17 protein-coding genes are annotated in these 18,524 nt (G+C 60.4%); 2 read left to right on the top strand and 15 right to left on the bottom strand.

Translation table 11 applies throughout. The annotated features are described in order from the left end of the window. The first annotated feature begins 15 nt into the window (after positions 1-15). Positions 16-1,110, top strand: coding sequence for a D-alanine--D-alanine ligase (gene ddlA, locus HDC32_RS17395; protein WP_184744894.1), 1,095 nt, complete (start codon positions 16-18; stop codon positions 1,108-1,110). 26 nt (positions 1,111-1,136) lie between these two features. Here ddlA and HDC32_RS17390 read toward each other — a convergent pair whose 3' ends face one another. The 10 genes from HDC32_RS17390 to HDC32_RS17345 form a co-directional block, all read right to left on the bottom strand. Continuing rightward, a complete protein-coding gene (locus tag HDC32_RS17390; protein ID WP_184744892.1) occupies positions 1,137-1,451 on the bottom strand; it encodes a DNA-binding transcriptional regulator in 315 nt (104 codons plus the stop codon). A 475-nt stretch (positions 1,452-1,926) separates the two neighbouring features. Beyond that, on the bottom strand, positions 1,927-2,649 hold the full coding sequence (gene pgeF, locus HDC32_RS17385; RefSeq protein ID WP_184744890.1) for a peptidoglycan editing factor PgeF: 723 nt from the start codon (positions 2,647-2,649) through the stop codon (positions 1,927-1,929). Between the two features lie 23 nt (positions 2,650-2,672). Further along, complete coding sequence (ggt, locus tag HDC32_RS17380) at positions 2,673-4,502, bottom strand: gamma-glutamyltransferase (protein ID WP_184744888.1); 1,830 nt, start codon at positions 4,500-4,502, stop codon at positions 2,673-2,675. A 36-nt stretch (positions 4,503-4,538) separates the two neighbouring features. After that, complete coding sequence (locus HDC32_RS17375; protein WP_184744887.1) at positions 4,539-5,318, bottom strand: PhzF family phenazine biosynthesis protein; 780 nt, start codon at positions 5,316-5,318, stop codon at positions 4,539-4,541. A gap of 99 nt (positions 5,319-5,417) precedes the next feature. Beyond that, positions 5,418-7,859 carry a TonB-dependent siderophore receptor gene (locus HDC32_RS17370; protein ID WP_184744885.1) on the bottom strand — a complete coding sequence of 814 codons (2,442 nt, stop codon included), beginning with the start codon at positions 7,857-7,859 and terminating at the stop codon, positions 5,418-5,420. Positions 7,860-7,963: 104 nt separating this feature from the next. Further along, positions 7,964-8,920 (bottom strand): FecR family protein, encoded by a 957-nt coding sequence (locus HDC32_RS17365; RefSeq protein ID WP_184744883.1) that lies wholly within the window; start codon positions 8,918-8,920, stop codon positions 7,964-7,966. Further along, a complete protein-coding gene (locus HDC32_RS17360; RefSeq protein ID WP_131700433.1) occupies positions 8,913-9,440 on the bottom strand; it encodes an RNA polymerase sigma factor in 528 nt (175 codons plus the stop codon). Before HDC32_RS17360 ends, HDC32_RS17365 begins: the two co-directional genes overlap by 8 nt. A 132-nt stretch (positions 9,441-9,572) precedes the next feature. Beyond that, positions 9,573-10,406, bottom strand: coding sequence for an EamA family transporter (locus HDC32_RS17355; RefSeq protein ID WP_131700432.1), 834 nt, complete (start codon positions 10,404-10,406; stop codon positions 9,573-9,575). A 397-nt stretch (positions 10,407-10,803) separates the two neighbouring features. After that, complete coding sequence (locus HDC32_RS17350; RefSeq protein ID WP_131700431.1) at positions 10,804-11,754, bottom strand: transporter; 951 nt, start codon at positions 11,752-11,754, stop codon at positions 10,804-10,806. Positions 11,755-11,944: 190 nt separating this feature from the next. Continuing rightward, on the bottom strand, positions 11,945-13,192 hold the full coding sequence (locus tag HDC32_RS17345; RefSeq protein WP_167654690.1) for an acyl-CoA dehydrogenase family protein: 1,248 nt from the start codon (positions 13,190-13,192) through the stop codon (positions 11,945-11,947). Positions 13,193-13,699: 507 nt separating this feature from the next. On the opposite strand from HDC32_RS17345, the gene HDC32_RS17340 reads away from it, so the two are divergent. Then, positions 13,700-14,701, top strand: a complete 1,002-nt coding sequence (locus tag HDC32_RS17340; RefSeq protein ID WP_145335596.1) for a helix-turn-helix domain-containing protein — start codon at positions 13,700-13,702, stop codon at positions 14,699-14,701. Positions 14,702-14,765: 64 nt separating this feature from the next. Here HDC32_RS17340 and HDC32_RS17335 read toward each other — a convergent pair whose 3' ends face one another. The 5 genes from HDC32_RS17335 to HDC32_RS17315 all read right to left on the bottom strand — a co-directional run bounded on the left by HDC32_RS17335 (position 14,766) and on the right by HDC32_RS17315 (position 18,452). Further along, on the bottom strand, positions 14,766-15,443 hold the full coding sequence (locus HDC32_RS17335; protein ID WP_131700428.1) for an energy-coupling factor ABC transporter permease: 678 nt from the start codon (positions 15,441-15,443) through the stop codon (positions 14,766-14,768). 68 nt (positions 15,444-15,511) lie between these two features. Then, the gene (locus HDC32_RS17330; RefSeq protein ID WP_131700427.1) at positions 15,512-15,952 is read right to left on the bottom strand and encodes a nitrile hydratase accessory protein; all 441 of its coding nucleotides are present in this window, start codon (positions 15,950-15,952) and stop codon (positions 15,512-15,514) included. Next, entirely contained in the window at positions 15,949-16,602 is a 654-nt protein-coding gene (nthB, locus tag HDC32_RS17325) for a nitrile hydratase subunit beta (RefSeq protein ID WP_065924014.1), read from the bottom strand. Before nthB ends, HDC32_RS17330 begins: the two co-directional genes overlap by 4 nt. Before the next feature lie 20 nt (positions 16,603-16,622). Next, a complete protein-coding gene (nthA, locus tag HDC32_RS17320; RefSeq protein WP_184744881.1) occupies positions 16,623-17,255 on the bottom strand; it encodes a nitrile hydratase subunit alpha in 633 nt (210 codons plus the stop codon). Between the two features lie 708 nt (positions 17,256-17,963). Next, complete coding sequence (locus HDC32_RS17315; protein WP_131700425.1) at positions 17,964-18,452, bottom strand: group 1 truncated hemoglobin; 489 nt, start codon at positions 18,450-18,452, stop codon at positions 17,964-17,966. Positions 18,453-18,524: the final 72 nt, after the last annotated feature.

The following is an 18,524-nucleotide window of genomic DNA, read 5'->3' as shown; positions in this document are numbered from 1 at the left end:
CAGTGAGGCCGAGTCATGAGCAAGGTGCGGGTGGGGATTATTTTTGGTGGTCGTTCGGCCGAGCACGAAGTCTCGTTGCAGTCGGCGCGCAATATTGTCGATGCACTCGACCGCACACGCTTCGAGCCAGTCCTGATCGGCATCGACAAGGCCGGCCACTGGCACCTCAACGACACCTCGAACTTCCTGATCAACCAGGAAAACCCGGCACTCATCGCCCTTAACCAATCCAACCGTGAACTGGCGGTGGTGCCCGGCAAGGCCAGCCAGCAGGTGGTGGAAACCTCCGGCAACGGCCTGCTGGCACACATCGACGTGATCTTCCCCATCGTCCACGGCACCCTCGGCGAAGACGGCTGCCTGCAAGGCCTGCTGCGCATGGCTGACCTGCCTTTCGTCGGCTCCGACGTGCTCGGCTCGGCGGTGTGCATGGACAAGGACATCAGCAAACGTCTGCTGCGCGACGCCGGCATTGCCGTGACGCCGTTCATCACCCTGACCCGCAGCAACGTCGCGCGTACTTCCTTTGACACTGCGGTGAATAAACTCGGCCTGCCAATGTTCGTCAAACCGGCCAACCAGGGTTCTTCGGTGGGTGTGAGCAAGGTGGGCAACGAGGCTGAGTACCACGCCGCGGTTGAACTGGCCCTGGGTTTTGATCAAAAGGTGCTGGTGGAATCGGCCGTGCGCGGCCGCGAAATAGAATGCGCTGTGCTGGGTAACGAAAACCCGGTCGCCAGCGGCTGCGGCGAGATTGTGGTGAGCAGCGGTTTCTACTCCTACGACAGCAAATACATCGACGGGCAGGCGGCCCAGGTGGTGGTGCCGGCTGATATCAGCCATGAAGCCAGTGAGCGGATTCGCCGCTTGGCCCTCGAGGCGTTTGACGTGCTGGGTTGCGCGGGGTTGGCGCGGGTCGATGTATTCCTGACCGACGATGGCGAAGTGCTGATCAACGAAATTAACTCACTGCCCGGCTTCACTCGCATCAGCATGTACCCCAAGCTGTGGCAGGCAGCGGGCATGAGCTACAGCGAGTTGGTGAGCCGATTGATCGAGCTGGCGCTGGAGCGGCATGCGGGGCGTAAGGGGTTGAAGATCAGCCGTTGATCCTCAGGGAGTGGCCAGTAACGCCATCAGGCGTTACTGAGGACTTCCCGAAAAACGTCTGGTCTTATGGCCGCAATATGCAGCAGTGAGCGTGCTGCGCCGGAGGGGGAACGACGCCCCTGTTCCCACTCTTGAAGGGTTCTTACCGAAACCCCCAAAAGCTCGGCAAATTTGTGTTGCGACAGTCCTGTCTTGCTTCTTGCTTCGGCAGCTTGAGTGATTTCGATCTGCTGCACGGCGCCGTAGCGTCCTGCTTTAACATCCTGAATAGCGCTCAGTAATTCTTCGCCGATATTGCGTTTGGCGTCACGTTCCTTCAGTTGTTTATCAGTGAGTGGCATGGTTCATCTCCTTCGCAATTTTGTACAGGATGTGCGCTGGAATATTCTCCGTAGCGCCCTTGCCGTAAATCAGTAGGGCTACTATTGCTCCGCAAGCCAATTGAGTGGTGTAGATGACTCGCACTGCCCCCCTTTTGCCCTGACCCTCCAAGCACCAGCGTACTTTTCGGCAACCGCCCGAGCCAGGAATAACATTCCCGGCATCGGGATGGCTGGCAAGAAACGCCATGAAAATACCCTTTTCATCTTCGCTCCAATAGTCAGGCCATAGTTTGCTGAACAATGGAGATTCTATGATCGTTAACACGAGAAATTCTACGTCTTTGACGTAGCCCCTGGCAAGAAAGTGCGGGCCAGAAAATCGCAGGTGAAAAGGCGCCGCTCAAGAGGGGGTTTATCGCAAAAAATGACATGGCATTTTGCGATCTGAAGACATGTAGAGGATTTGAGAAAGAGTGTTGTAGGCCTTCTCGTGTCAGTCTGTACGAGCAATCCACGAATAAATCAACGTCTTCGCTTCCTCCGGCTGATGCGTCCTTCTGCGGTAGCTGGCAAACGTCGGCGACGTGCAGTAGGTGCACACCTCGCTCACTTCGATCTGCTCACGCTTGACGCCCGCCGCTTGCAGCAGCAACAACCCATACCCGCTCAAATCAAACCACGCACTGCCTGCTTGCCGTGCATGGGGCGGGGCCATCTGCGGGGATTGCAGCGGTGCTGGTTGCACGAAGCTCCACGGTGCCTGGGCGTGTTGCCACAGGTGCCCTTGGTCACTCTGGAAGTCGGCGATAAAGCCTTCGCTCACTTCATAACAGCACGGCTTGATCGATGGGCCGATAGCTACTTGCAGTTGGTCGGCTGCAATCCCTTCGGCGGCAAAGCGCTGCATGACGTTGGCGATAATCCCGCGTTGCAGCCCCTTCCAGCCGCCATGGACTGCGGCCACCCGTTCGCCCGTTTTCGACGCGAACAGAATGGGCAGGCAATCTGCGGTGATCACCGCGATCGGGTGAGCGTGGTGCGTCAACACACCATCGGCCTCGATCGTATTGGCCACCTGGCCCGCCTGCCATTCAATCACCGAGGCGCTGTGCACTTGCTTGCAGATGAACACCTCATCCGGGCGCAGCGGGTCATCGATCGAACAGAAACCGTGGTCGACGCCAGGGATGGCAGCGAGATTTTCAGCCTGATGCAAGGGCTTACCTCCGTTCAATAAAGTCAGTCGCCGAGCGCTTCGCCTTCGCGCCGAGGGTCGGCGCCGCCGCTCAGCGACACCTTGCCCTGGGCGTCCCGCTTGAGCACGATGGCCTGGATACCGCTGGTCATGTCGATCTCGCTCAGCTCATGGCCCTTGTCCTTCAACGCCTGCTTCAGGCCTGGGCTGAACAAGCCCGCTTCCAGCTCGGTAGCCCCATTGCGGCTGCCGAAATTGGGCAGGCCGATGGCGGCTTGCGGGTCGAGGTTCCAGTCGAGCATCGCCACCAGGGATTTGCTCACGTACTCGATGATTTGCGAGCCGCCCGGCGAACCGACCGCGGCCAGCAACTCACCGCTCTTGCGGTCGAACACCAGGGTCGGCGCCATGGCCGAGCGCGGGCGTTTGCCAGGTTGCACGCGGTTGGCTACCGGCTGGCCGTTTTCTTCGGGGATGAATGAGAAGTCGGTCATCTGGTTATTGAGCAAGAAGCCCTGGACCATCACATGGGCGCCAAACGCGGCTTCCACCGTGGTGGTCATCGACACGGCGCCGCCCAGGTCATCTACGGCGACCACTTGTGAGGTGGAGATTCGCAGCGGCGAACGGTCCGGTGCGTACGCGACTTGAATACCGGCCGGTCGGCCTGGCTTGGCGATGCCCATGCTGCGCTCGCCGATCAGCGTGGCACGCTGTGCCAGGTAGTTCGGGGCCACGAGGCCGGCCACCGGCACCGGTGTGAAGTCCGCATCGGCCACGTACAGCGCGCGGTCGGCAAAGGCCAGGCGACCGGCTTCGGCGAGCAGGTGCACGGCCTCGGGCGTGGGTTCAAGCCCGGCAGGCGAGGCGCTTTTTATCGGTGTCATCGGCGCGATGGCCAGGCTTGGGTCGCGGGCTTCCAGGGCCTGCAATGTGCCGAGCATCTGCGCGACCGCAATCCCGCCTGAGGACGGCGGCGGCATGCCACAGACTCTCCAGCGCTTGTAATCGGTGCACAGCGGCGCGCGTTCCTTGGCGACGTAGCCCTTGAGATCCGCTTGAGTCAGGCTGCCCGCATTGCGGTTGCCCTGCACCTTGCGCGCAATTTCATCGGCAATCGGCCCGTGGTACAGGGCGTCCGGTCCTTCCTTGGCAATGCGTTTGAACACAGCGGCCAGCGCCGGGTTTTTCAGCCGTGTACCGGCGGCTTTTGGCGTGCCATCGGCATTCAGAAAGTAGGCTGCCATCTCCGGCGATTGCGGGATAAAGCGGTCAGCGGCGATCAGGCTGTGCAAGCGCGGTGAAATCGCGAAGCCCTGCTCCGACAAACGAATCGCTGGCTCGAACAGCTTGGCCCATTGCAGGCGGCCGGTCTTCTTATGGGCCATTTCCAGGGCCCGCAGCACCCCTGGCGTGCCCACCGAGCGCCCGCCGATCTGCGCGTCGGTGAAGGCCATCGGCGTGCCGTCGGTGTTCAGGAACAACCGCTCGGTCGCCCCCGCCGGCGCCGTTTCGCGGCCGTCATAGGCGTGCACGTTTTTCCCATCCCACAACATGATGAACGCACCACCGCCAATGCCGGAAGATTGTGGTTCCACCAGGGTCAACACCGCCTGCATCGCAATGGCAGCGTCAATTGCCGACCCGCCCTGGCGCAACATCTCGCGTCCGGCCTCGGCCGCCAGCGGGTTGGCGGCGGCGGCCATATGGCGCTCGGCATGGCGGGTGCTGAGGTCGGTGCGATAGCCCGAGCCCAACTCCGGTGCCGGTGGCTGTTCGTTGACCGGCGTGTGGCAGGCAGCCAGGCTCAGGGCTGCCGCCATGAGCGACAGTTGGCGGAGGGAAATCGAAAACACGTGCTGAACTCCGTTCATTTTGCGAATGATCTGTTGTCCTGGGGGCGCTGCGGTTTACAGGTAAATCGTGCCTTGCATGTACAACACTGCCTTGCCGGAAATAATCACGCGGTCGCCCTGCAGCTCGCAGTGCAACTGGCCCTTGCGCTGGCCCCCTTGTTCGGCCGTCAAGTGCGATTTGCCCAGGCGCTCGGCCCAGAACGGTGCCAGCGAGGTATGCGCCGAACCGGTGACCGGGTCTTCATCGACCCCCACATTCGGCCCGAACCAGCGCGAAATGAAATCAAACCGGGTGCTCTTGGCGGTGACTGCAATCCCGCGCTTGGGCAGGCCCTTGAGCCGCGCAAAGTCAGGTGTCAGCGCTGCGACCTGGGCTTCGTCGTCCACCAGCACGATGTAGTCATCGGTGCCGAACACGTCGGCGCTCTCGATCCCCAGGGCACTCAACATTCCGGCAGGCGGTTCGCAGCGTTGTGGTTGCCGGGCAGGAAAATCCATCGCCAGCTCATCGCCATTGCACGTTACCCGAAGCTCGCCGCTGCGGGTGGCAAAGCGCAGCACCTGCGGTGCGTCTGCCAGCACGTGAGTCAACACCCAGGCCGTCGCCAGCGTGGCATGGCCACACAGGTCGACTTCGACTTGCGGGGTAAACCAGCGCAACTCATAGAACCCATCGCGGGGCACGAAGTAGGCGGTTTCGGAGAGGTTGTTTTCGGCGGCGATATGCTGCAGTTGCTCATCGGGCAGCCACTCGGTGAGCGGGCACACCGCGGCAGGGTTGCCGCCGAAGGCATGTTGGCTGAAGGCGTCGACTTGGTAGATGTCCAGTTTCACCGTGAAGCACTCCGTGTATGGGGAAGGCTGGACACTAACAGTGGCAAGGGAGGGCGTCAAAAACGGCCTACCTCGTGATAGGCCGTGTGGCTCAGGCAGTCAGAAGTCCCAGCGCGTGGTCAGCATGAAGTGACGCGGTGCGCCGTAGATGGCGGAGTTGTAGAAGCCCACGTTGGTGTAATAGGGCTTATCGAACACGTTATTGAGGTTCAGCGTGGTCGACAGGTTTTTCGTGAATTGGTAGCGCGTCATCAAGTCCACCACCCAGTAGGCCTCCTGGGAAAATTTCTCGGTCGTATTCCTGGGGCTGTTGTAGATGTCCTGCCACACCGTGTTCTGCCAGCGCAGGCCACCGCCGACGCTGACTTTGTCCAGCTCGCCCTTGAGCTTGTAGATCGTGAACATGCTCACCTGATCCTCGGGCTCAAAGGTCGAGACTTTTTTGCCGGCATCGTCGCGCACCACTTTGTGGGTGTAGCCACCCTGCAACTGCCAGCCGGGGGCGATTTCGCCGGACAGTTCCAGTTCATAGCCTTTGGTTGTCGCATCGGTGCCCTTGAAGGCAAAGTTGGGCGGTGTCGGCGTCTGGTTGTTGTACGCATCGTCGGGCAGGGAGCGGTTGCTTTCCTTCACCTCGAAGTACGCCAGACTGGCGTTAAGGCGCCCATCGAGGAACTCACCCTTGAGGCCCACTTCATAGTTCTCGCCTTCGTCCGGGTCAATCAGCTTGCGGTTACGGTCGAGGTTGTAGCTTTCCTGGGGCATGAAGACATCGGTGTAGCTGACATAGGCCGACAGGTTGTCCGTGAGGTCATAGATGGCCCCGGCATAGGGAATGAAGCGTCCGGTTTCACGGTAGGTGTCGGTGCTGCCGGTCAGGGTGTAGTCGACCACGCGCCCGCCGAGCAACAGTTTCAGGTCGTCGGTGAGGTTCCAGCGGGTGGTGACGTACATGCCGGTCTGGCGAATGGTGTCGTCGGTGACTTGGGAGGCCACGCCCCAGTCGGGCTTGGCCAGGTTGCCATGCCAGTTGAAGTAGTCGACCAGGTTGGCGGTGGGGAAGGTTTCGTCCCAATAACCCTTGCCCTTCCAATGGGCGGTGCTGATGGATCCACCGACCACCAGGTCATGTTCACGGCCGAGAAAATTGAACGGGCCGCTGATATACAGATCGGCCGAGTCGCTGGTGGTTTCGCCCTTGTAGCGCTGGGCGTTGATATTTGCGGTGCCGTCCGCCGCCGGCTGGTAGAACTGGATCGCACCCATCTGGGCGTCGTAGCCGTTGAGCTTGTGGTCCAGTTGCAGTTTGGTCACCCAGCCGTCGCCGAGGTCGTGCTCCAGGTTCGCGAACACCGTGCGGGTGTATTGCTGCCAACTGCTCCAGTCAGTGGCATTGCTGAAGGAGCGCTTGGCATTGTTCAACTCGCCGGCATAGTTGAACAGCGGGAAGCTGCCGGACCAGGTGGAGCCTTTGGGTTTGCTGTCCTGATAATCGGCGCCCACGGTGAGCAAGGTGTCGGGTGACAGGTCGAATTCGAGAATGCCGTAGAACACCGAGCTTTTGTTCGAGTAGCGGTCGACCCACGATTTGTTGTCCTGATAGGCCGCCACGGCACGCCCACGCACATTGCCGGTTTCGGTCAGCGGGCCGCTGACGTCCACTTCCGTGCGGTAGTGATCCCAGGTGCCCGCCGCCGTGGTGATGTGGCCGAGAAATTCCGCCGTAGGTTTCTTGCGCACCAGGTTGATGGTGCCGCCCAGGGAGCCGGCGCCGCTGAGCAGGCCGGAGGCGCCCTTGAGCACTTCGACCCGGTCATAGATCGCCATGTCGCTCAGGGTGTTGCCCGCCGAATAGGCCACGTTGCGCACGGCCGAGGGGATACCGTCGTACTGGAAATTGTTGATCGAAAAACCACGCGAGTAGTAATTGCTACGGTCGGTGTCGTAGGCCGACACGGTAATGCCAGGGGTATGGCGCATCACGTCGTCGACACTGTCGAGGGCAAAGTCATCCATGTGCTGGCGCGTGACGACGCTGATGGACTGCGGCGTTTCGCGCGGGGTCAGCACCAGGCGCGTGGCCGTGGCGATGGTGCCCGGGGTGTAGGAACCGGTGCCTTCGGTGACTGTGCCCAACTGGTTGCTGATGACGGTGGTGGTGCCCAGTTGCAAGGCCGCGCCGGGTTGTTCGGTGCGGGTCAGCATGACTGCGTCAGGGCCGTTGCGCTCGAAGCTCAGGGGCGTGCCTTTGAGCAATCGGGTCAGCGCCTCCAGGGCGGTCATGCGGCCGCTGACGCCAGGCGATTCGACGCCTTGGGCCAGGTCAGCCGCATAGGCAATTTGCAGCCCGCTCTGCACACTCAATTGATCCAAGGCATTGACCAACGACTGACGCGCGATGGCAAAGCTGCGGGTATCTGCTGCTTCACGAATGGCCGGTTTGCCCGCCGGTTCCACGGCAACCGCAGTGCTGCACGCCAGGCAGATGGCGAGCGCAAGAATGCTGCGGGCGTGGGTCGGATTGAGTGCTGGGAAGTGCATGTGAGCCCCGTTAGAAATAGGAATGATTTGCAAAGGCAAAGTTCTTGACGGGTTGAAGCTTCGAAAGCCGTAAAACTTTTTTCGACGGTGTCAGGTGGGCTGTGTCAGCGAATTACCAGGATGCCGCCAGGCAGGCGCTGGACCCGGGTTGAAGTGACTTTACCCAACGCCTGCACGATCGCCTGGGGATCATCCAACTGGTAATTGCCGCTGACCCGCTCCCCGGCGGCGGTATCGTTCAATAACAGGATCGGTGCGGGGTAATAGCGGCGGATTTCTGCCAACACCTGCGCCAGCGGCGCGTTCTGGAACGACAGCCGTCCGTTGATCCAGGCCATCTGTCGTTCACCACCGTCCAGGGACAGCGGTTGCAGATGCCCACCCAGCAACTGTTGCCAGTTGCCCGCCTGCAACAGGCTCTGTTCGCCCTTGCGGTTGGCGAAGCGTACCTGGCCTTGGCGCACGGCGACGGTGACGCCCGCGTCGCGCTGGCTGACGCTGAATTGCGTGCCGACTACGGTGACGCGGGCCTCGGTGGTTTCGATGCTAAGGGGGCGGTCTGAGTCATGGGCGGCTTCGACATAGAGTTCACCGCGCAGCAGCTTGATGCGGCGATGGGCACCGTCGAAAGCGATGCTGATGGCGCTGTGGCTGCCCAGCACGATGTGCGAGCCGTCCTCCAAGTCAAAGCGTTCCAACTGCGCAATGTCGGTCATGTGGTCAGCCTGCAGGCGCATCGGCACATCGGTCATCCAGCCGATGCCCAGCGTGATCAACACGGCAGCGGCGGCAGCCACGAAGCGTGTCTTGCGGTGCGTGGCGGCTTGCGGGGCAGGGGGCAACTCCAGGTCGCCGGCGAGGTTTTTCAAGGCTTGCTCGAAGGCACGGCTTTCCCACATCGCGGTCAGTTCCGCATACGCCGTGGCGTGCCGGGGATCCGCATCGCGCCACCGCTCAAAGCGCTGGCGGGTGATGGGGTTGCGCACCGTCTCATCGCGCTGGGCGAACCAGTCGGTCGCCTGCTTACGTATGGCATCGGGGATATCGGCACGATCAATCATGGTCGGTCGTTTGCTTGACGCAGGCAGTGAGGGCTTGGCGCAGATCTTTTTCCACCGTGCTCAACGACACCTGCAGACGTTGGGCGATCTCGCTTTGGGACAGGTCATGCAGTCGATGCAATACCAGGATTTGTTGCTGGCGTTTGGGCAAGGTAGCGAGCACCTGTTGAAACTGCAGCAGTTGCTGTTGGCCCTGGACCTGGCTCTCCGGTCCGGGTGCCGTGGTGGGCACCTCGACAACCAGGCTTTCGGCCAAATGGCACTCATAGCGCCTTTTGCTGCGCACACTGCGCAGATGATCAAAGGCCAGGTACTGCGCGGTTTGATAAAGAAACGGCTTCAGGTGTTCGATAGGGCGGGCGTACAGCGCTTTCGCCACCTTCAGGTAGGTTTCCTGGGCCAGGTCCTCCGCCTGGCTCGAACAGCCGACGACGCGCGACAGCATACGGATTAACGCACTGCGCTGCCCGATAAAAACGGCGCTGAGTTTTTCCTGATCCCCTGGCGTCCCTGTCTCCATGGCCCCGATACCCTGATGCGGCGTTGCGCGAATAGCAGGCATATTAATGAGAGGTGGTCTCATTTGATAGGGTGGCGGGGGATTTGTTTGGAGTGCAGCCCTGCCGGGCATGTCATGGGTTTGACCGGCGCGTCAGCCCAGTCGCAACACCATCGCCCCGCCGGCAATGATGCACGCGGCCATGATCCGGCGGCGGGTCAGCTGTTCTTTGAGCACCAGTGCCGAGATCACCACGCCAAACAGAATCGACGTTTCCCTGAGCGCCGAAACTGTGGCGATCGGTGCCGCCGTCATTGCCCAAAGCGCCAGGCCGTAGGACACGACGGTGCCGAAGCCGCCGATAACGCCAGGACGCCAGTGGCGCGCCAGATAGCGCCAGAACTCCCGCCGCCTGACGGCACATGCCCATAGGGCAAGCGCGATGCCGGTGAGCAGGAATATCCACAGCGTATAGGCCGCAGGCGCGCCGGATTTGCGCACACCCACACCGTCGATAAGGGTGTAGCCGGCAATGACTGCCGCGTTGACCAGCGCCAGGAGCAGCCCTTTTCGCTGACCGATGCCGGGGGTTGCAGCCATGCTCAAAATGCCGATGCAGATGATGGCAATGCCAAGCCAGGCGAAGGAGGACAAGGATTCGGACAACAGCCCTACGCTCGCTGTCGCCACCAGCAACGGCGCGGTGCCGCGCATGATCGGGTAGGTCTGGCTCATGTCGGCAATGCGGTAAGTCGAGGCGACCAGCACGAAATACACCACCTGCAAAATCACCGACGCGCCGATGAAGGGCCAACTTTCCTTGGATGGCAGTTCCAGAAACGGAATGACCGCCGATGCGATCAGTGATGCGATCGACGCGATCATGCAGGTGGTCAGCAGCTTGTTGTCACCGCCCTTGACCACGGCATTCCAAGTGGCGTGCAACGCAGCGCCCAGCATGATGATTGCGAACACATCAAGGCTCATGAAGGGACGTCCTATTGGCTAAGTTCTGTATCCAGGAGGGGCGCTGCGAGTATGCCCCAGGCACTTTCTTCAAGGCATAAAAAAACGGTCTACCTTTCGGTAAGCCGTTATCAGTACTGGGTTACGCGTCAATTGAGGGCAAATGCTGTTCGATTACGCCTGGCTACCCCATGCCCGGATATGTTTTAACGCCAGGCGTTCTTCTTCGTCTTCGCTGATGCGAACTCCTTTAAGAGCGCAATCGGCTTGATTTTTCCAGTGAGTGACCGTCGAGTCGGTGGCGCGAAGATGAGACAGTGCACCGGTGCATGCCGACAGTGGTGCGCGGCAGCTCGGTGCTCAATGTCTGCTCGATCGATTGTTGGCTCGGGGCTAGACAAACATGTTGTCTTCCTACTCAGAACACCTGCAACAGTCGAACGTTGATGCGGGCGCTTTCCTTGAAGCCATTTTCCACCTCAAGGTCGCGCCCAAGGGCTACTAGCAGTTGCGTCTTCGGGCGGATGAAGTAACTGCCACCCACGCTGATTTTTCGTTGCCGGGCTTCGTCGTTGCTGTCAACGCCATTGACCCGGGTCTCACCGCCCCAGGTCTGCGACAGGCCGACGAAAGCGTTGGCTCCGGGCGTGAACTGGTAACGCAAATATCCCTGCCCCTGGTAGAGCTGTTTCTGCTTGAGCGTGTCGCCGGCAGCGCCATAGTTGTCGTTCTTGCCGTGGAACATGACGTCGCCGGTCAAATCGACATACCAATTGTCGGTCAGCCCTTTGACGAAACCTACCTGTAAATCAAACTTCCAGCGGTTTTCACCCAGATTGAGCGGGCGGTCGTGGCTATAGCTACCCGTTGGAAGGTAAAGATAGGGCGCTATGGCTAGATAGGTGCGAGACGCTGAGTCGTTGATCAACCAGACTGGTGCGGCCAGGATGACGTCACCTACCCCGCTGGTCTTGCCCAGTGCACTCGTGTCGCGCCCGGCATCCAGCCGGCCAAACGGTACCAGGATCTGGGGGCCTACCGTCAGCCCGCCAATCGTGGTGTAGTGCACCAGCCTCCCGATACCGACATCCGAGACCAGCCGAGGATCCCGCGCCGTCTGCCGTCCCTGAGCATAGAGTTTGTCGCGCTTGGCATGCTGCAGGTACAGCAACCCCGCTGTCGTACCCTCCGGCGCCGGGACGAAATCACCGATGTCCACATCGATGGCCCGGGCGGTCATCGGTACCATCGTGACCATCGGTAGACAGGCCAAGGCCAATACCTTGTTCATGCAGCTCAGGGGCGAGTGGGTACCGGCCTTTGACACGTGGCCGGTCCTGCGGGCGACGCTGGAGAATGCTTGGGTCATTACGGAAGTCCTCTCTCGAGTAGTCATCTGTCATTGATCGGTCGGCGAAATGCGGCGACACAGGACAACGCGGTAGTGCGCATGACAAAGATAGGGGGGGAGCGCCCCAAGTCGCTTTGTTGGGGCGGTCATTCGTTGTGCTGGGAAGGACAGCTGCTCGGCGCTTACGCCTCGTGGCACGGGGGCCGCTTCAACTGCGTGCCTCTGCGCAGGCCATGGCGTCGTAGGCCGGCGAGCGCAGCAGGGCATGGAGTTGCCGGCGGCGGACCCCCATGTTGCCGCCGTCGTACAGGGGAAAACACAGCGCGTCCTGCATCAGGCCGGCCAACGGGTAGAGGTCGGTGTAGGCATCGACACCGACAACGCGCATGGCATCGTAGACAGCCTGAACGCACAGTTCCGAACAGTGCACCTTGGTGATGATGGCCAGTTCGCGGCTGCGTCCCTGGGTGATATCGAGTTGGTGACAGGCTTTCCAGGTCAGGTAGCGCGCGGCCTCGATGCGCATCTTGATGTCGGCCAGCATGAAGCCAACGTTCTGGTGCTCAATCACAGGCACCGTGCCGGAGCGCTTGTCGGTGCGGGCAAACTTCAAGGCGACGTCGAAGGCCGCGCGCATCACACCTACGCAGGCCGCGCCGATAAGAGCCGCAGTCCAGGAGAAGGCATCTTCCACCATGGCAATGCCATCGCCCGGCTTGCCGACAATATTGGCCGCCGGCACGCGCACATTGTTGAAATGGATGCGCGGCGAGATCGTCGCGCGATGGCCGACGGTATCGAGAAAACCCGCGATCTCGATGCCCTGAGCGCTACCGGGCACCATGATGACTGCCAGCGATTGCTGTGGCGGCAGGGCCGCATCGGTGCGGCATATGACGCTGTACAGGTGCGCGCCCTTGCCGTCCCAACCGGTACCGTTGGTGGTGTAGTGCTTTGCGCCGTTGATGACCCATTCGTCGCCTTCGAGGCGGGCGAATGTCTGTACGCCGGCGGAGGGGTCAGGGCTGTCGTAGTTCGCGCCTCCGGTGACCTCAGTGAAGGCCAGGGCGGCCAGGCGCGAGCCATCTTCGACGAAGTCCGGCAGGAAGCGGCGTTTCTGCTCCTCGGTGCCGTGGTGCAGCACCGCGTGCAAACCCAGGCCGGTGCCCAGTAAGGCCGAAGGCAAGTTGACGTCGGCGGCGGCGAGTTCTTCGGCAGCCAAGGCAAAATCCAGCGTGGTCAGGGCGCTGCCGCCGAACGAGGCTGGCAGCAACGCCTTGATGAAGCCGGCGTCGACCATTGCATCGTAGAACGGCCGCGTGGCGTAGAACCGGTCTTCCGGTCGCGCGATTGGGGCGATGGTGGAGGCGACCTTGCTGAGGACTTCGGCGGCGAAGGTTCGCGCGCTTGCCTGTAAAGCCTTCTGTGATTCGGTGAGCTGGAAATCGATAGCCATGGGAAGCGACCTTTCTTGCGGTGGGTTAGGTAACGGACAACCCATCGTAGGCAGCCGGACTGCCTCGGTCTCGCTGGAGCGTGCAACCCCAGTTGACGATTTGCGCAAGGGCGCAGGGCTTTCCCGACTGAGGTTGTGCCTTCTGCAGAAAGAGCCTGTAGCGGGTGAATGCCCCCTTGGTTCTGGCGCGGACTTTGCGTCTTTCTGCCGCAGGTCACATGGGGTCAGTCGTGCGCCTGATTATCCGGCGAAAAACTGCACCGACATGACACATTCGCATTCCCGCCGTGCACAGCGCAGGAGCAAACGAAAATGCCGTGCCAGGGTGCCTGCAGCCCATCAACCGGCGACTTGCCTTTGCGTGCAAGACCAGTTGACGATCTGTGCAACAGGAGGAACACATGACACGTCTGAGCGGCCTGCCATACCGTGACATTGGCTCAGAAATTAGTTGCTGGCTTGCGCTCGTGATGATTGTCTTTTGCGCCACTGAGGGGTGACCGCAGGATGCAAATCTGGACTACCGAAGCGTGCGTGCAGCGCGAAAGATTCAGCTACTGGCGTGAGGTCCTCTGCGAAGCCTTCGTCTCGCTCAATCCCATCCTCAAGCAAGAGCATGCAGGATCGGACTTCACGGGCGAGGTGAGCTCCCGGCCCCTCTCCATGAGCGCGCAGACCCGCGTGTTTTCCCGTGCGCAGTTCGTCCAACGACGCTGGGATGAAATCCGCCGCAACCCGGTGGAGTTCTGTTTCGCGAACTTCCAGTTGGAAGGGTCATGCGTGGTGCGTCAGGATGGGCAGGAGACACTGGTGTTGCCCGGTGACTTCTCCGTCGTGGACTCCACGCGTCCCTACTTTCTCGATTTCAGGGAAGATTGGCGAGTGCTGTCATTCCGTATACCCAGGGAGCAACTGGTGTCCAGGCTCGCGGCACCGCGCCAGGCGACAGCGCGCTGCGTCAGTGGACAAGCGGGACTTGGATTGGTCGCGGCTCGCTTCGCCCGTTCGCTTGAACAGATGGACGCCAGCGTCGGCATACAGGCGCAGCATGGGCTCAGCGCCGCGCTCAATGGCGTCATCGCCATCGCGTTGGGCGCCACGCTGGAGGCGCAGGAGCAGGACCGGGTACCGGTGCGGACAGCCTTCCGCCAGGCGGTCGAAACTTATATAGCCGATCATTTATCTGAACCCGGGCTCGGGCCGGACCTGCTTGCGGCGCGATTCAAAGTCTCGCGCCGGACACTCTATGGCCTGTTCGAGGAGGAGCCATTTTCTGTCAGTGGCCTGATTCGGGAGCTGCGCTTGCGGCACAGCGCTCGCGATCTCTGCAGTTCCGGCCATCCTGGCGTACTCGCCGTAGCGCTGCGCTGGGGCTTTAACGATGCTTCGCATTTCTCCCGGTTGTTCAAGCAGCGGTTCGGGATCTCCCCACGCGGACTCGCAGCCAGCGTAGAAGGTGAAGCCAAACCAGGAACGGACAGTTGTGGATCGGTCCAGAATCTTCTTTGATGCCCCGAGCATTGCGGTCTTCGAATGCCCGGGGAAAGTCTGACCTGGACTGGCGTCTGTCGACTCAGGCGGCCTGGTACAGACGACGCTCGACCAGCCTGCTATTGCGCAGGTGATGCGTTGCCTTCGCTCCGGCCAGCACGGCCAGGTCCAACAGCGGTTCGAGGATGACGACGGTCATGTAGGCACTGCCGAAGGTCAGGACTGACAGTGCGTTCTCTGCCGTGAAGCCCTTCCCGTAGAAGGCCCAGAAGGCAACCCAGGCGACGATGCCTGACTGGAAGGCCGTCGACAGCCCCAGTGCCTGGCGATAGCTCAGATCAACATAGGGCGTGTTTGGCGCGATGATACGCCGCGCCAGGGCAGCAACTGCTAACAGCGGTACCAAAAGGGTGGTGACGTTCATGCCGTACTGCGGCAGGTCGAATGGGGCGAAGAACAGCCCCTGGATTAACAGCCCCAAAGCGAGACCTACTGCTGCAGGTGCTGCACCGAACAACAGGAACAGCGTCGAGCCGAGTATGAGATGCACCTCCGAGACGCCAACCGGATGATGGGGTAGCAGTTCAAAGAAGCCAAACACCAGCGCCGTGGCGGCGGCGGCGCGAACTACCAGCGAGACGGCACCTCGTTCACCAATGGCGTCCGCAACGAGTTTGACGGTGTAGGTGCCGACGCTTGCGGCGGTAACATAGCTCAGCCAGAGTTTTCCGGCTTCCACGAGGCCAGGTTCGATATGCATGACGATGACTCCTTGGCCGCCTCTGCGGCTTGCTAGGTAAAAAAGGACAACAAAAAACTGCTCTGCCTTCAGTTAGAGGCTCGGCTGATTGCCACGGGCTTGCGATGCGGCAGATGCTCAGAGGTGTGCCCGTGGGCCGGCGGACAACTTGCATTGAGCAAAACCACCGGTTGTCCATGGGGAGTATTCAGGTAGGCCTGCCTCCATTCCTCGCCCCGCTGGAAGATGTCCTCCATCCCGGTCAGGCCGAGGGTGGTGACCATTCTTTCCATGGCCGTGATCCATTGCCGGTAATAGGCGTCATTGACGCTTTCTCCGGGTTGCGCCGGGGCAGCCTTGATCTCTTCGCTGAATACCTGCACCCAGTCCTTCCAGGGGAACACGCCGGCTTGGTGCAAGTGCACCAGCAGGGAAAAAGCCTGAGCCTGCCAAGGCTTGTCGAACACCGGGCCTTCATCGTCGAGAGGGAGGCCGACGGCCTTGTAGTCGTGGTGCATGCTCGTGTTCATACGGCCTCCAGGTAGTTGTCCCATAGGTCGATGCATACACTGTCGGGTCGCCGTACTCCCCACAGCTCTTCGGCACTGAAGCGTACGGCATAGACCTGCTGCGGCTGTTCGCCCAAACCATGGGCCATCGTGTCCGGGGTAGCGAACGCGCCATGTGCAATCACGATGGTGCCGACCTTACCGCGCGCGTAGCGTGGCAGCCGGGTGTGATTGGTTGGGTTGAGGCACTTCGTTCGCACCCGGTCACCGACTCGGAATTGGCCGGGGACATCTTCTTTTGCCCGCGACGAGGCGCCGCCGAGCACTACGGCGTCGACGATGTCCGGAGTTAAAACCGTGACGGGCTGTGTCGGTGGGGTTGGTTTGGCCGTACCCTGCAGTTCGGCGGCGCTGATGACACCCTTTTCTGTCAGCAGGGTCTCGAAGGCGTGCAGCCAGTGCTCGTAGTAGCTCGACTGCAGGTATTCGGCCGGCTTCATGCGTTCGATCGCGTGGCGGAATTCGTCGACGTTGAAGTACCCGCCGACGAAGAGCGAGGCGAAGAGCGGAAAAACTCTGCGCTCCCAATCATGATGGAAGATGGGTTCGTGCTCTTCCGTGAGCACTGGGCCGAAGCCATGCATGCCGCCCAGGTCGTGTATACCATTCATGGGTTTTCTCCTTCTCAGGTTCAGGCTACTTGATCTGGTTTCTTAGGCAGTCCGGTGCCGATCATGGCGTCGCGAGTCACGAGTTCGACCAGTTGTTCCTCGTTCCAGCCATCGGTACCCGCCGGACGTTCCGGCAATACCAGATAGCGCAGCTCAGCGCTGCTGTCCCAGACGCGAACTTCCTTGTCATCAGGGATCGTCAGACCGAACTCCGCCAGCACGCCGCGCGGGTCAATGACTATCCTCGAGCGATAAGGTGCGGACTTGTACCAGACCGGTGGCAGGCCCAGGGTCGGCCACGGGTAGCAGGAGCACAGTGTGCATACCGTCACGTTGTGCACGGTCTGGCTGTTCTCCACTACCACCATGTCTTCACCCTGAACACCAGAAAAGCCCAGCTCGGCGATGGCTGCGGTGCCATCTTCCAGCAGCCTGTGTTTGTACAGGGGGTCGAACCAGGCTTTCGCTATCACCTGGGCGCCGTTTCTCGGGCCGACCTTGTGTTGGTAGGTGTCCACCAAAGCATCCATGGCTACGGGATCGACCAGCCCCTTTTCCGTCAGCAGGGACTCGAGCGCTTTGACGCGTAGCGCTATGGCCTCCGGTGGCTCAGTGTGGTCGTGATCATGATGATTTTCGTGCGTATGGCTCATGTCTTTGCCCCCTCTGAAGTTGATGAAATCGCTCCCTGCATTACTTGCCGATGGAGAACCGTTCGCCATGCGTCGAAAGCGGTCCCAGGGATATCGGTACACTCATCGGTTGTTTCCTGATCTGCTTATACGGATGGAGAGTAACGTTCGACGCACAACGTTTTTGAGCCGGCGGTGGAGCAGGCTTACAGCGTTCGCCAATCGACAGAAGCCTCGAATGCGGCGCTGTCATTGTGCTGAGCAATTAAAATAATTGGGGGGCCACGCTGTTGCTTGGTCGAACAGGACAACTACTTGTTTGAGCAGGACAGCTACCTGCTTGAGAAGGAACGTCTATCTGTTTCTGACTCAGAGTGGAAAGCGTGTTCAGTGCACCAACACCATTGACCTGCCACTGCACCTTGAAGGCTTCAATATTCAGGTCCTCGACGAGTGCAGCAATACCAGTATCCGGCGCCAGATAATCAAGTGGGCCGAGCGATGCTGCACATGAAGCCCGCGCGTCGAGGTCCTGGTGTTTTGTGACATCGGCCGCCAACCATTGAAGTTGATCCTCGAGTCGTCATTGCAATTGCTCCGGTCGCTCCCTGCGGGCCATGGCCAGGACGGCAAGCGTGTTCCTGAATTTGCTCATTAAGATTCCTGACAGTCTTGGCAGGTTGATAATGATCTTCAAGAAGTGTCCTCTGCCGACAGCTTTTTTGCAGGTTACTTCCCTCGTTTCGGCCAAATTACCCCAACGCTTTTCATTCCTTTGGCGGGGTCCATTTCGGGGTGTGCGAGTACAACGTCGCGGTAGGAGGGGCTCCCAATCACGGCTGGTTTGAACTTGACCAGAAAGTCATTGACCTCTTTGCGCAGGTCCGGTGCCAGATCGTAGTCGTTGTAGCATTCCTCAAGACAATCGAGCACAGCTTGCCAGTGCACCTCGGTAAGACCCATTCCGCGATGCGCGGTGACCATGTCCCTACCTCTGTATTTAGCGCTGCCACCCCAGTGTTCAGAAAGGAAGTCGACAAAATTGATGTGTTCCTTCTGGAATGTTGATTCGGACATGTGGGCCCAGATGTGGCCGATAGCGGGATGCCCCATGGTCTTCCGCAAAACTGCACCTGCGAACTGATAAATAACGTCGTAACCCCCAAGACGCGTATAGAGGGAGGGCTGTTGTTCCATGGAGGGTTGCTGGTCGGTCATGATGCGGTTTCTCCGTTTCGGCTGGGGACGATCTTATTCGCTGAATGTCGCGTTCCACGCGGTTGATAAGGG

This window comes from Pseudomonas sp. JAI120, from assembly GCF_014207255.1.
Taxonomy (GTDB): Bacteria; Pseudomonadota; Gammaproteobacteria; order Pseudomonadales; family Pseudomonadaceae; genus Aquipseudomonas.
This window is presented reverse-complemented; position numbering and strand designations above follow the sequence as displayed.